This window comes from Burkholderia sp. Tr-20390 (genome assembly GCF_017104595.1).
GTDB lineage: Bacteria > Pseudomonadota > Gammaproteobacteria > Burkholderiales > Burkholderiaceae > Burkholderia.
Genome location: NZ_JAAGPC010000231.1, coordinates 1 through 11,788, shown reverse-complemented (window position 1 = coordinate 11,788; position 11,788 = coordinate 1). Strand labels below are relative to the sequence as shown.

The 11,788-nt window shown below is 65.9% G+C and carries 10 protein-coding genes, 4 tRNA genes and 1 pseudogene; 12 read left to right on the top strand and 3 right to left on the bottom strand.

Translation table 11 applies throughout. The features are described from left to right. From G3N98_RS35320 to nagZ, 6 genes and pseudogenes are all read left to right on the top strand, one after another. Positions 1–360, top strand: a pseudogene (locus tag G3N98_RS35320) (ribonuclease III); the annotation flags it as partial. A gap of 60 nt (positions 361–420) precedes the next feature. Next, the gene (gene era, locus G3N98_RS35315; RefSeq protein WP_006476493.1) at positions 421–1,320 is read left to right on the top strand and encodes a GTPase Era; all 900 of its coding nucleotides are present in this window, start codon (positions 421–423) and stop codon (positions 1,318–1,320) included. Beyond that, a complete protein-coding gene (recO, locus tag G3N98_RS35310; RefSeq protein WP_011351416.1) occupies positions 1,307–2,143 on the top strand; it encodes a DNA repair protein RecO in 837 nt (278 codons plus the stop codon). The genes era and recO overlap by 14 nt, the downstream gene beginning before the upstream one ends. Then, positions 2,140–2,916, top strand: coding sequence for a pyridoxine 5'-phosphate synthase (gene pdxJ / locus G3N98_RS35305; protein ID WP_046545252.1), 777 nt, complete (start codon positions 2,140–2,142; stop codon positions 2,914–2,916). The genes recO and pdxJ overlap by 4 nt, the downstream gene beginning before the upstream one ends. 72 nt (positions 2,917–2,988) lie before the next feature. After that, a complete protein-coding gene (gene acpS, locus G3N98_RS35300; protein ID WP_011351418.1) occupies positions 2,989–3,417 on the top strand; it encodes a holo-ACP synthase in 429 nt (142 codons plus the stop codon). 16 nt (positions 3,418–3,433) lie between these two features. Continuing rightward, complete coding sequence (nagZ, locus tag G3N98_RS35295; protein WP_206150723.1) at positions 3,434–4,462, top strand: beta-N-acetylhexosaminidase; 1,029 nt, start codon at positions 3,434–3,436, stop codon at positions 4,460–4,462. Between the two features lie 190 nt (positions 4,463–4,652). Here the strand turns inward: nagZ and G3N98_RS35290 are convergent, their stop codons facing one another. From G3N98_RS35290 to earP, 3 genes are all read right to left on the bottom strand, one after another. Beyond that, positions 4,653–6,038, bottom strand: coding sequence for a sigma-54 dependent transcriptional regulator (locus G3N98_RS35290; RefSeq protein WP_039348354.1), 1,386 nt, complete (start codon positions 6,036–6,038; stop codon positions 4,653–4,655). A gap of 269 nt (positions 6,039–6,307) precedes the next feature. Then, positions 6,308–6,865: an elongation factor P gene (gene efp / locus G3N98_RS35285; RefSeq protein WP_011351421.1), complete on the bottom strand. Its 558-nt coding sequence runs from the start codon at positions 6,863–6,865 to the stop codon at positions 6,308–6,310. Between the two features lie 127 nt (positions 6,866–6,992). Then, a complete protein-coding gene (earP, locus tag G3N98_RS35280; RefSeq protein ID WP_206150722.1) occupies positions 6,993–8,186 on the bottom strand; it encodes an elongation factor P maturation arginine rhamnosyltransferase EarP in 1,194 nt (397 codons plus the stop codon). A gap of 76 nt (positions 8,187–8,262) precedes the next feature. Here earP and uvrC point away from each other — a divergent pair, with 76 nt between their 5' ends. The 6 genes from uvrC (at position 8,263) to G3N98_RS35250 (ending at position 11,614) form a co-directional block, all read left to right on the top strand. After that, positions 8,263–10,296 carry an excinuclease ABC subunit UvrC gene (uvrC, locus tag G3N98_RS35275; RefSeq protein ID WP_206150721.1) on the top strand — a complete coding sequence of 678 codons (2,034 nt, stop codon included), beginning with the start codon at positions 8,263–8,265 and terminating at the stop codon, positions 10,294–10,296. 90 nt (positions 10,297–10,386) lie between these two features. Beyond that, the gene (pgsA, locus tag G3N98_RS35270; RefSeq protein ID WP_011351424.1) at positions 10,387–10,974 is read left to right on the top strand and encodes a CDP-diacylglycerol--glycerol-3-phosphate 3-phosphatidyltransferase; all 588 of its coding nucleotides are present in this window, start codon (positions 10,387–10,389) and stop codon (positions 10,972–10,974) included. A 135-nt stretch (positions 10,975–11,109) separates the two neighbouring features. After that, positions 11,110–11,185, top strand: a tRNA-Gly gene (locus G3N98_RS35265). Positions 11,186–11,238: 53 nt separating this feature from the next. Then, positions 11,239–11,314, top strand: a tRNA-Gly gene (locus tag G3N98_RS35260). Positions 11,315–11,365: 51 nt separating this feature from the next. Then, positions 11,366–11,441, top strand: a tRNA-Gly gene (locus tag G3N98_RS35255). A 99-nt stretch (positions 11,442–11,540) separates the two neighbouring features. After that, positions 11,541–11,614, top strand: a tRNA-Cys gene (locus G3N98_RS35250). The last annotated feature ends 174 nt before the right edge of the window (positions 11,615–11,788 follow it).

Sequence of the window (11,788 nt, the reverse complement as noted above, 5' to 3'; positions counted from 1 at the left end):
GGGCCGGCCGCGGCGCCGATGGCCGCGATTCGCGCGGCGCATGTCGACGCGGCTGCGGAAAAGGGCGAACGGGCGGCGAAGCCGGCGGCCGACAAGGTTGTCGACAAGCCGGCCGAGCGAGCCGACAAGGCCGTGGAGAAGCCCGCGGAAGCCGTGCCCGCTGCACGCGCAGCCGACAAGCCGGCCGGCCAGTCCACCGATCCGGCATCGTCGTCCGCCGACAAGTCTTCCGCCGGTACCGACCCCGCTTCGCGTGCGGCTGCGCGCACACGCGACGCCGCGGCACCGGATTCCGAGACGCCGCCGGGCGGCGCGAGCCTCGCCGCCGCGCAGGCGCGCGTGGCCGATGCCGACCACTGAATTGCCCATCGATCGTGCCGCGCGCCGCGCGGCCGTTTCCGAACCTGTCTCCCAAACGATATGAACACTCCCGCTCCTACCGGTTTCCGTTGCGGCATGATCGCGATCGTGGGCCGCCCGAACGTCGGCAAGTCGACGTTGATGAACGCACTCGTCGGCCAGAAGATCAGCATCACGTCGCGCAAGGCGCAGACGACCCGCCACCGCATCACCGGCATCAATACGTTCGACGACGCGCAATTCGTGTTCGTCGACACGCCCGGCTTCCAGACCCGTCACAGCACCGCGCTGAACCGTTCGCTGAACCGCGCGGTCACGTCGACGCTGACGTCGGTCGACGTGATCCTGTTCGTGATCGAGGCCGGCCGCTTCGGCCCCGACGACCAGAAGGTGCTCGACCTGATTCCGCCCGGCATGCCGACGCTGCTGATCGCGAACAAGATCGACCGCGTGAACGACAAGGCCACGCTGTTCCCGTTCATGCAGAAGGTGAGCGAGCTGCGCGAATTCACCGAGCTCGTGCCGCTGTCGGCGCAGAAGCCGGAAGACATCAAGCGCCTGCTGGACACGATCAAGCCATACCTGCCGGAAGGCGAGCCGATCTACGGCGAGGACGAGCTGACCGACCGCAGCTCGCGTTTCCTCGCAGCCGAAATCCTGCGCGAGAAGGTGTTCCGCTGGACCGGCGACGAACTGCCGTACACGAGCACCGTGCTGATCGACAAGTTCGAGGAGGAAGGGCGCCTGAAGCGCATCTTCGCGACGATCCTTGTCGAGCGCGATTCGCACAAGGCGATGGTGATCGGCAAGAAGGGCGAGAAGCTCAAGCAGATCAGCACCGAAGCGCGGATGGACATGGAGAAGCTGTTCGACGGCCCGGTGTATCTCGAGACCTTCGTGAAGGTGAAGAGCGGCTGGGCCGACAACGAGGCGGGGCTGCGCGCCTATGGGTACGAATGACGCGCTGACGTCGACTGAAGACGCGGTGACGGCTGGTGCGAACGACGCGCCTCTGCCGGCACCGCCTGAACCGCCGCGCAAGGCGCGGCGCGCGACGTCACGCACGTCCGATTTCCGCGTCGCGGAGCAGCCGGCATACGTGCTGCACAGTTATCCGTATCGGGAAACGAGCCTGATCATCGACGTGCTGACGCGTGATCATGGCCGGCTCGCGCTCGTCGCGAAGGGCGCGAAGCGCCCGCACTCCGCGCTGCGCGGCGTGCTGCAGACCTTCCAGCCGCTGCTGCTGTCCTGGTCCGGCAAATCCGAGGTGCGCACGCTGACGGGCGCCGAGTGGGTAGGCGGGATGCTGCCGCTCGGCGGCGACGGGCTCTTGTGCGGCTTCTACGCGAACGAGCTGCTCGTGAAATTCTGCGCACGCGAAGATCCCCAGCCGCCGCTCTTCAATCATTACGTGCTGACCCTCACGCGCCTCGCGCACGGCGAACCCGCGGTGCAGGTGCTGCGCTCGTTCGAGCGCGTGCTGCTGCGCGAGACCGGCTACGCGATGGCGCTGAACCGCACGGTCGCGCGCCGCGCGGTCGAGCCTGATCGTCGCTACGTGTTCGATCCCGAGCGTGGCGTGCGCAACGCGGATGACGAAGTCCCATCGCATTGGCCGGTCATTTCCGGACAGACGTTGCTCGACATGGAGCAGGACGATTACCATCGAGCCCAGACGGTTGCGCAAAGCAAGACGCTGATGCGCTTCCTGCTGAACACCTATCTCGGCGGTACGCCGCTTGCCACGCGTCAGATCCTGATCGACCTGCAAAACCTATGAGCTTCTTCCTGACAACGCCCACCGCCATCGACCTCGGCGTCAACATCGACCACGTCGCGACGCTGCGCAATGTGCGCGGCACGACCTATCCCGATCCGATCCGCGCGGCGCTCGCCGCCGAAGAAGCCGGTGCGGATGCGATCACGCTGCACCTGCGCGAGGATCGCCGCCACATCGTCGATGCGGATGTGCGCAAGCTGCGTCCGCTGCTGAAGACGCGCATGAATCTCGAATGCGCGGTGACGGCCGAGATGCTCGATATCGCCTGCGAAGTGCGTCCGCACGACGCGTGCCTCGTGCCCGAGAAGCGCGAGGAACTGACGACCGAAGGCGGTCTCGATGTCGCCGGCCACTTCGAGGCCGTGCGTGCGGCATGCAAGCAGCTTGCCGACGTGGGTGTGCGCGTGTCGCTGTTCATCGACCCGGACGAGACGCAGATCCGTGCCGCGCACGAAGCGGGCGCGCCGGTGATCGAGCTGCATACGGGCCGTTACGCCGAAGCGCATGACGAAGCCGAGCAGCAGCGCGAATACGAGCGCATCGTCGCGGGCGTTCAGGCCGGCGCGCAGCTCGGCCTGAAGGTCAATGCCGGTCACGGCCTGCACTACACGAACGTGCAGCAGATCGCCGCGATCGACGGCATCGTCGAACTGAACATCGGCCACGCGATCGTCGCGCACGCGATTTTCGCGGGCTGGGACAACGCGGTGCGCGAAATGAAGGCGATCATGGTCGCCGCACGCGTTGCCGCGCTGCATGGCGGCGCGCGCTGAAGATGACATGCCGCCGCGCGTCGCGCGTCATGCCTGACCCGGCCCGGCCGGGTCGTACCGGCGCGTACTGACATGGCGATCTACGGCATCGGTACCGACATCGCCCAGGTGAGCCGCATCGCGGCCGTGCTCGAACGCACGGGCGGCCGGTTTGCCGAGAAGGTGCTGGGCCCCGACGAGCTGCGCGTGTTCCATGCGCGCCGCGCCCGCTCCGAGGCGCGCGGCATCGCGTTCCTCGCGACGCGCTTTTCCGCGAAGGAAGCATTCTCGAAGGCGATCGGGCTCGGCATGCACTGGCCGATGACGTGGCGTGCGCTGCAGACCCTCAACCACCCGAGCGGCGAGCCGTACGTCGTCGCATCGGGCGAGCTGGCCGACTGGCTGGCGGCCCGTGGCATCACGGCGCGCGTGACGGTCAGCGACGAACGCGACTATGCGGTGTCGTTCGTGGTCGCCGAGACGGACGCCGCGCCTGCACCTGTTTCCCGAACCTCCTCCTGACGGAATACCCGATTCGATGAAAACGACTCCCGGCCCGGTCATGCTCGACGTCGTCGGCACGGCCCTGTCGCGCGACGATGCGCGGCGCCTCGCGCATCCGAATACCGGCGGCGTGATCCTGTTCGCGCGGCACTTCCAGAACCGCGCGCAACTGACCGCGCTGACCGACTCGATCCGCGCGGTGCGCGAAGACATCCTGATCGCCGTCGATCACGAAGGCGGGCGCGTGCAGCGTTTCCGCACCGACGGCTTCACGGTGCTGCCCGCGATGCGCCGCCTGGGCGAGCTGTGGGATCGCGACGTGCTGCTCGCGACGAAGGTCGCCACGGCCGTCGGCTACGTCCTGGCCGCCGAGCTGCGCGCGTGCGGGATCGACATGAGCTTCACGCCCGTGCTCGACCTCGACTACGGGCACTCGAAAGTGATCGGCGATCGCGCGTTCCATCGCGATCCGCGCGTCGTCACGCTGCTCGCGAAGAGCCTGAACCACGGGCTGTCGCTCGCGGGGATGGCGAACTGCGGCAAGCATTTCCCGGGGCACGGCTTCGCGGAGGCCGACTCGCACGTCGCGTTGCCGACCGACGACCGTACGCTCGACGCGATCCTCAAGCACGACGTCGCACCGTACGACTGGCTCGGTTTGTCGCTGTCCGCGGTGATTCCCGCGCACGTGATCTACACGCAGGTCGACAAGCGGCCGGCCGGTTTCTCGCGCGTGTGGCTGCAGGACATCCTGCGCGGACGGCTCGGCTTCACGGGCGCGATCTTCAGTGACGACCTGTCGATGGAAGCCGCGCGCGAAGGCGGCACGCTCACGCAGGCGGCCGACGCCGCGCTCGCGGCCGGTTGCGACATGGTGCTCGTCTGCAACCAGCCGGACGCGGCCGAGGTCGTGCTGAACGGGCTGAAAGCGCGGGCCACGGACGAGTCGGTGCGACGCATCAAGCGGATGCGTGGGCGCGGCAAGGCGCTCAAGTGGGACAAGCTGATCGCGCAGCCCGAGTATCTGCAGGCGCAGGCGCTGTTGAGCAGCGCACTGGCCTGAGCGGGGAGGGGATGGCGCGACCCGCGCCGTTCCGGTTACCGAAACAAAAAGCCGCGCGATCGCGCGGCTTTTTCATGGATTACTGCTGGTGCGAACCGGGCAGCTTCAGGAATTCAGGCAGGTCGACGTAGTGAGTTTTGATGCAACTAACGGTCAAGCCCTGCCAGTGCCCTCGAACATCGCTGCCTGCTCAGTTCACCTTCATCCGCTGCAGCTTGTTGTACAGCGTCTTCGGACTGATGCCGAGCAGCGTTGCTGCACGGTGGCGCGTGCCGCCGACGGCGTCGAGCGTCGCGCGGATCAGCAGATCCTCGACGTCGGACAGCGGCGTGCCGACCTTGATCTGCACGCTGCTGCCGTTCAGTGCGGCGCCGGCCGAGAAGCTCGGCTCGCCCGCGCGCAGCGTCTCGATGAAATCGCCCGATGCGTCGTACGCGAAGCGCACGCGCTCCTGCAGCTCGCGCACGTTGCCCGGCCATTCGTAGGACAGGCATTCACGGACGAAGCCCGGCGCCGCGCGCTTGTCGGTCGTGCTGCGGCCGGTTGCGCGCGCGTCGCGGTTCAGTTCGTCGATCAGCGCATCCGCGATCGCGAGCGCATCGCCGTCGCGCTCGCGCAGCGGCGGCATCGTGATCGATGCCGCATCGAGACGCAGCCACAGATCCTCGCGCAGCGTGCCGTTCGCGACTGCTTCGCGCGCCGGGCGGCGCGTGGTCGCGATCAGCCGGAAATCGCTCGTGATCGAGCTCGTGCCGCCGATCCGCATGAAGTTCTGCGAATCGAGCGCATGCAGCAGCGCTTCCTGCAGCACAAGCGGCAGTGCGGTGATTTCGTCGAGGAACAGCGTGCCACCGCCGGCCTGTTCGAACAGGCCCGATTCGCGGCGCTCGGCGCCATCGAACGCACCGCGCTCATGGCCGAACAGCACGCTGTCGAGCGACGCACCGTGCCGGCCGGCCTGTGCGATCGTCCGGCAGTCGAACGACACGAACGGCCCCTTGCGGCGCCGGCTCAGGTCGTGCAGCGTGCGCGCGGCCAGCTTCTTGCCGGTACCGGCTTCGCCCGAGAACAGCACCGCCGTTTCGGTGCGCGCGTTGTGCTCGATCATGTCGTACACGTGCTGCATCGCGTCGCTGCGGCCGACCAGCGCGCCGAAGCGGCCGAGATGGCGCAGCGACGCGCGCAACGACTGCACTTCGTCGATCAGTTCGTACGGACGCGGGATCCGCGCGAGCAGGCTGCGCAGGCGCGGGATGTTGATCGGCTTCAGCAGATAGTCCCAGATGCCGTGACGCAGCCCCTCGATGGCGCTCTCGACCGTCGCATTGCCGGTCAGCACGATGACGGGCAGCGAGCCGTTCGGCTGTTGCTGCGGCAGGTGCTGGAGCAGGTCGAACCCGCTGCCGTCCGGCAGGTTCAGGTCGACCAGGACGACATCGGGAATCGAGCGGCCGAGCGCCGTGCGCGCTTCTGCGAGCGACGTGGCCGTGTCGACCGAGAAGCCGTCCGCGGCGAGCAGCGCGGTGAGGCCGGACAGACTGTTGGGATCGTCTTCGACAATCAGGGCGTGTGGCATGGTGGACGCAAGTCGAGTCAAGAGAGGCGGGCTGTCGGTCATCGTGGCCGCAGCCGCATGTCAGATTAAAAACTGATTTTATGCCCCGCTGAACGCGTAACGAGCAATATTTCTCCGGCGCTATAAAACAGTTACCGATGATACAAATTGAATATCTTTACCGGTGGCTTTTGTGCTTTACATGAGCCTGACTCTCGCCCGGTTGTTGGCGCCGGACAAACAAAAAGCGCCCCGAAGGGCGCTTTGTTCGATGCGGGTATCGCTGGCGATTACGCGCGGCTGCGGTATTCGTTCGTACGCGTATCGATTTCGATCTTGTCGCCGGTGTTGCAGAACAGCGGCACTTGCAGTTCGAAGCCCGTTGCGAGCTTGGCGTTCTTCAGCACCTTGCCCGACGACGTGTCGCCCTTGACTGCCGGTTCCGTGTAGGTGATCTCGCGAACCAGGACCGTCGGCAGTTCGACCGAGATTGCCTTCTCGTTGTAGAACACGACTTCGCAAGCCATGCCGTCTTCGAGGTAGTTCAGCGCTTCGCCCATCATTTCCGCTTCGACTTCGAACTGGTTGTAGTCGGCGTCCATGAACACGTACATCGGATCGGCGAAGTACGAGTACGTCACTTCCTTGCGGTCGAGCACGACGACGTCGAACTTGTCGTCAGCCTTGTAGACCGCTTCCTGGCCTGCGTTCGTCAGCAGGTTCTTCATCTTCATCTTGACGACGGCGGAGTTACGGCCCGACTTGTTGTATTCAGCCTTGGCGATGACCCATGCGTCGCTGCCGATCTGCACGACGTTGCCTACGCGGAGTTCCTGTGCGGTTTTCATAAAAAACTGTCCTGATCAAATCAAATAAATAGGTGCCTGAGCGTTGCGCAACGGGTGAGGCGCCAAGCGGTGCGTTCCGGTGGACGCCAAAAGCGAGCGCTTGCCTGGTCAGCCGTCGGATAACCGCTTATTTTAACTGAGATTTTGCGTATTCCGCCAGCTTTCCGGCGAGATCGCCGACGGCCGCGAGCGCATCGGCCCAGCGGGCCGCGTTGGCGTCCAGTGCGGCGCGGTGCTGCCAGAAATCGCCCCAATCGGGCGTGCCGACGCCGTTCCATGCGTGCCAGAACCGCTCGAGCGCCGCGCGCGGAGCGTCGGCGAGGCCGGCCGACAGGTGCGCGAGCGCCGCGTCGAGCTTCGGCAGGTGGACGTCGTCGGCCTGCGGGTAGATGTGCCACACGAACGGTTTGCGGGCCCACTGCGCCCGGACGAACGAATCCTCGCCGCGCACGAAATTGAGGTCGGCCACCCACAGCAACGGATCGTAGTCGGCCTGGGGGACGAACGCGAGCCCGTGAGCAGTCAGGTTGCCGCTGCGCGCATGCGTGCCCGCGCCGAACGACTCGACCCCGAAAAAACGCGCAACGGCAGGCGACACGCGGCCGGCCGGCACGAGCGCGACGACCGGTGTCGGGCCGTCGCGCCACTGCGCGAGCAGCGCGTCGACGGCCGGATTCTCGTACGCGAACAGGCTGACGACCGTCGTGCCGGCGGCTGGCGGCGCGCCGCCGGTCGCGCGTTGCCACCAGGCATCGCGCGCCGCCGCGTCGGCTTCGAAGGCCGTGCGGCGCGCATCGAGGTCATGCTCCTTCAGGACGCCGCCGGTGCCGGCCGACAGGCCGGGGAAGAAAAACGTCTTCAGCAGCGGGTAGCGCGGATGCGGCGATGGCCGCAGATGGAAATCGGCGACCCAGTCTTCGGCGCTCAGGTATTCGAGGTTGATCCACACCGGGCGCCGTTCGCGCCGCGCCATCGCCGCGAGATACGCGCCGGGCAGCTCGCACGCGAACGCTTCGATGACGACATCGGCGATCTCCAGCGCGTCGCCGGCTTGCGCATGCCAGTGCTCGATCACGATCGCGTCGACCGTCTGCCGCCCCGCGTCGGGATCGACCCCGGGCAGCAGGCGCGCGAACGTGCGCAGGTCGTCGACGAACAGGCGAACCTGCCAGCCGTGCTCGTGCGCGAGCTGGCGCGCGACGCGCCAGCAGACGCCGATATCGCCGAAATTGTCGATCACCGTACAGAAGAGGTCGCAGGCAATCGGTTCGCCCGGCGCGAGCGGCGCGGCGGGCAGGGGGGCAGCGGTGGTGCGGGGCATCGAAGCGGGCCGGTGAATGCTCTAAACTGGCGATTCTAATAGACCCGTTCCGCGTTACAAGGCGCCCGGATCACGCATGACATCCCCTGAAGCTTCCGATACCCCGTTCGAACCGAAGAAGATCCTTGCGCAGTTGCCGCACATGCCGGGCGTCTATCGCTATTACGACACGGCGGGCGCCGTGCTCTATGTCGGCAAGGCGCGCGACCTGAAGAAGCGCGTATCGAGCTATTTCACGAAGACGCAGCTATCGCCGCGCATCGCGATGATGGTCACGCGCATCGCGCGCATCGAGACGACCGTCACGCGCTCGGAGGCCGAGGCGCTGCTGCTCGAGAACAACCTGATCAAGGCGCTCGCGCCGCGCTACAACATCCTGTTTCGCGACGACAAGTCGTATCCGTACCTGAAGCTCACCGCGCACCGTTTTCCGCGGATGGCCTACTACCGCGGCTCGGTCGACAAGCAGAACCAGTATTTCGGGCCGTTCCCGAGTGCCTGGGCCGTGCGCGAGAGCATCCAGATCCTGCAGCGCGTGTTCCAACTGCGCACCTGCGAGGATTCGGTCTTCAACAACCGCACGCGGCCGTGCCTGCTGCACCAGATCGGGCGCTGCACGGCGCCGTGCGTCGGCGCGATCTCCGACGAGGATTACGCGATCGACGTATCGAATGCCGCGCGTTTCCTGCTCGGCCGGCAGTCCGAAGTGATGAAGGAGCTCGAGCAGAAGATGCACGCGTTCGCGGCCGAACTGAAATTCGAGCAGGCGGCGGCCGTGCGCAACCAGATGAGCTCGCTCGCGACGGTGCTGCACCAGCAGGCGATCGAGGTCGGCAGCGACAGCGACGTCGACATCCTGGCCGTCGTCGCGCAAGGCGGGCGCGTGTGCGTGAATCTCGCGATGGTGCGCGGCGGCCGGCATCTCGGCGACAAGGCGTATTTCCCGACGCACGTCGAGAGCGCGCTGACGCTCGCCGAGGGCGGGATCGGCGACGAGTCCGAGCTGGCGGAGGCGGCCGATGCGTCTGCCGATGTATTGCCCGACCTGCCCGCGGAAGAGCCCGGCCGCACGCGCGGTGACGCGGTGGCGTCGGTCGAGGCCGAAGTGCTCGACGCGTTCATCGCGCAGCACTATCTCGGCAACCGCGTGCCGCCGGTGCTGGTCGTGAGCCATGCGCCCGCGAGCCGCGACCTGCTCGAGCTGCTGTCCGAGCAGGCCGGCCACAAGGTGTCGCTGGTGCGGCAGCCGCAGGGGCAGCGGCGCGCGTGGCTGTCGATGGCCGAGCAGAATGCGCAGATCGCGCTCATGCGGCTGCTGTCCGAGCAGGGCTCGCAGCAGGCGCGCACGCGTGCGCTCGCGGAGACGCTCAGCTACGAATGCGACGATCTCGCGACGCTGCGGATCGAATGCTTCGACATCAGCCATACGATGGGCGAGGCGACGCAGGCGTCGTGCGTGGTCTACCACCATCACAAGATGCAGTCGGGCGAATACCGCCGCTACAACATCACCGGGATCACGCCGGGCGACGACTACGCGGCGATGCGGCAGGTGCTCACGCGCCGCTACGAGAAGATGGTCGAGCAGGCCGCGCAGGCGGCTGCCGCCGACGATGCGGCCGGCATCGACGGCGAGTCGACGCGCCAGGCCGAGGCGTCGAGCCTGCTGCCGAACATCGTGCTGATCGACGGCGGCAAGGGTCAGGTCGAAATCGCGCGCCAGGTGTTCACCGAGCTCGGCCTCGACACGTCGATGCTGGTCGGTGTCGCGAAAGGCGAGGGGCGCAAGGTCGGCCTCGAGACGCTCGTGTTCGCGGACGGCCGCACGCCGCTCGAACTCGGCAAGGAAAGTGCCGCGCTGATGCTCGTCGCGCAGATCCGCGACGAGGCGCACCGCTTCGCGATCACCGGCATGCGTGCCAAGCGGGCGAAGACGCGCCAGACATCGCGGCTCGAGGAACTCGAGGGCGTCGGCGCGAAGCGCCGGCAGCGGCTGCTCGCGCGGTTCGGCGGGTTGCGCGGCGTGGTTGCCGCGAGTGTCGAGGAACTCGCGAGCGTCGAAGGCATCTCGCACGCGCTCGCCGAGCAGATCTACAAGCAGCTTCACTGACGCGGCCGTGCGGCCGGCCGCCTTGCCAGCGTTCTTGTGGCAGGCCGGTCGACACGGCACAATTGCGAATCCTTTACTGTCCCGCATGCCATGCCGTTCAATTTCCCGATTTTCCTGACGTGGGTACGGATCGTGCTGATTCCGCTCGTCGTCGGCGTGTTCTATCTGCCGGACACGGTGATGGGCGGCGCGCACCGCAATCTCGCGGCGGCGGCGATCTTCATTCTTGCGGCGCTGACGGACTGGTTCGACGGCTATCTGGCACGAAAGTGGAACCAGACGTCGTCGTTCGGCGCATTTCTCGATCCGGTGGCAGACAAGCTGATGGTGACGGCCGCGCTGCTGATCCTCGTGCAGATTTCGCGGGTCGACGCGGCGATCGCGCTCGTGATCGTCGGACGCGAGATCGCGATTTCGGCGCTGCGCGAGTGGATGGCGCAGATCGGCGCGTCGAAGAGCGTCGCGGTGAACCAGCTCGGCAAGTTCAAGACCGCATGCCAGATGGTCGCGATTCCGATGCTGCTGTTCTACGGGCCGCTGCCGCTCGGCGTCGCGACGATCGACACGCGCGTGTGGGGCGAATGGCTGATGTATCTCGCGGCGGTGCTGACGATTTGGTCGATGCTGTACTACATGAAGCTCGCATGGCCGCAGATTCGCGAGCGCGGCGGCGCGTGATGCGTCCGGTCGAGCAGGTTTTTGTAAAAAGGGCTGGAAAAGCCCTTGACACACGAATGTGCCTTCGACATAATCTCGCTTCTCCGCTGCACGACGAAGTAAGTGTGTGACGGGGAAGCAGTAGCGCAGCAATACGCGGGAGTAGCTCAGTTGGTAGAGCGCAACCTTGCCAAGGTTGAGGTCGCGAGTTCGAGACTCGTCTCCCGCTCCAGATTTTTTCTGGCAGCGTGTTGTACGGCAAAGCGCTGCAGATGCAGGACACATGCGGGAGTAGCTCAGTTGGTAGAGCGCAACCTTGCCAAGGTTGAGGTCGCGAGTTCGAGACTCGTCTCCCGCTCCAGATTTTTCTGGCAGCGTGTTGTACGGCGAAGCGCTGCAGATGCAGGACAATGCGGGAGTAGCTCAGTTGGTAGAGCGCAACCTTGCCAAGGTTGAGGTCGCGAGTTCGAGACTCGTCTCCCGCTCCAAGTAATGGGGAAGCCACGCTTCCCTTTTTATTTGATGGACTTTCAGTCCTCGAATAAAAATCTGTCGCTTGCCTCACGGCATTCGCACAGTCCGCTTTTGGCGCGATAGCAAAGCGGTTATGCAGCGGCCTGCAAAGCCGTTTAGGCCGGTTCGACTCCGGCTCGCGCCTCCAGGTAGAAAGAGAAAAAGCCCCGCTTCGGCGGGGCTTTTCTTTTTTCTGTGACCCGTCCTGAAATAGGTTGACACTTTTTCGCTGAAACGAAGAGGTGCCAAGTGGAGCAAGAGATCAAGCGGACGCAGCGGGACTACAGCCTGGCTTTTAAGCTATCGGTGGTCGAGCAGGTCG

Coding starts and splice junctions, on each gene's coding strand:
- pdxJ (WP_046545252.1), top strand. CDS start 2,140: ATGAGCTTCTTCCTGACAACGCCCACCGCCATCGACCTCGGCGTCAAC.
- recO (WP_011351416.1), top strand. CDS start 1,307: ATGGGTACGAATGACGCGCTGACGTCGACTGAAGACGCGGTGACGGCT.
- pgsA (WP_011351424.1), top strand. CDS start 10,387: ATGCCGTTCAATTTCCCGATTTTCCTGACGTGGGTACGGATCGTGCTG.
- G3N98_RS35290 (WP_039348354.1), bottom strand. CDS start 6,038: ATGCCACACGCCCTGATTGTCGAAGACGATCCCAACAGTCTGTCCGGC.
- uvrC (WP_206150721.1), top strand. CDS start 8,263: ATGACATCCCCTGAAGCTTCCGATACCCCGTTCGAACCGAAGAAGATC.
- acpS (WP_011351418.1), top strand. CDS start 2,989: ATGGCGATCTACGGCATCGGTACCGACATCGCCCAGGTGAGCCGCATC.
- era (WP_006476493.1), top strand. CDS start 421: ATGAACACTCCCGCTCCTACCGGTTTCCGTTGCGGCATGATCGCGATC.
- efp (WP_011351421.1), bottom strand. CDS start 6,865: ATGAAAACCGCACAGGAACTCCGCGTAGGCAACGTCGTGCAGATCGGC.
- nagZ (WP_206150723.1), top strand. CDS start 3,434: ATGAAAACGACTCCCGGCCCGGTCATGCTCGACGTCGTCGGCACGGCC.
- earP (WP_206150722.1), bottom strand. CDS start 8,186: ATGCCCCGCACCACCGCTGCCCCCCTGCCCGCCGCGCCGCTCGCGCCG.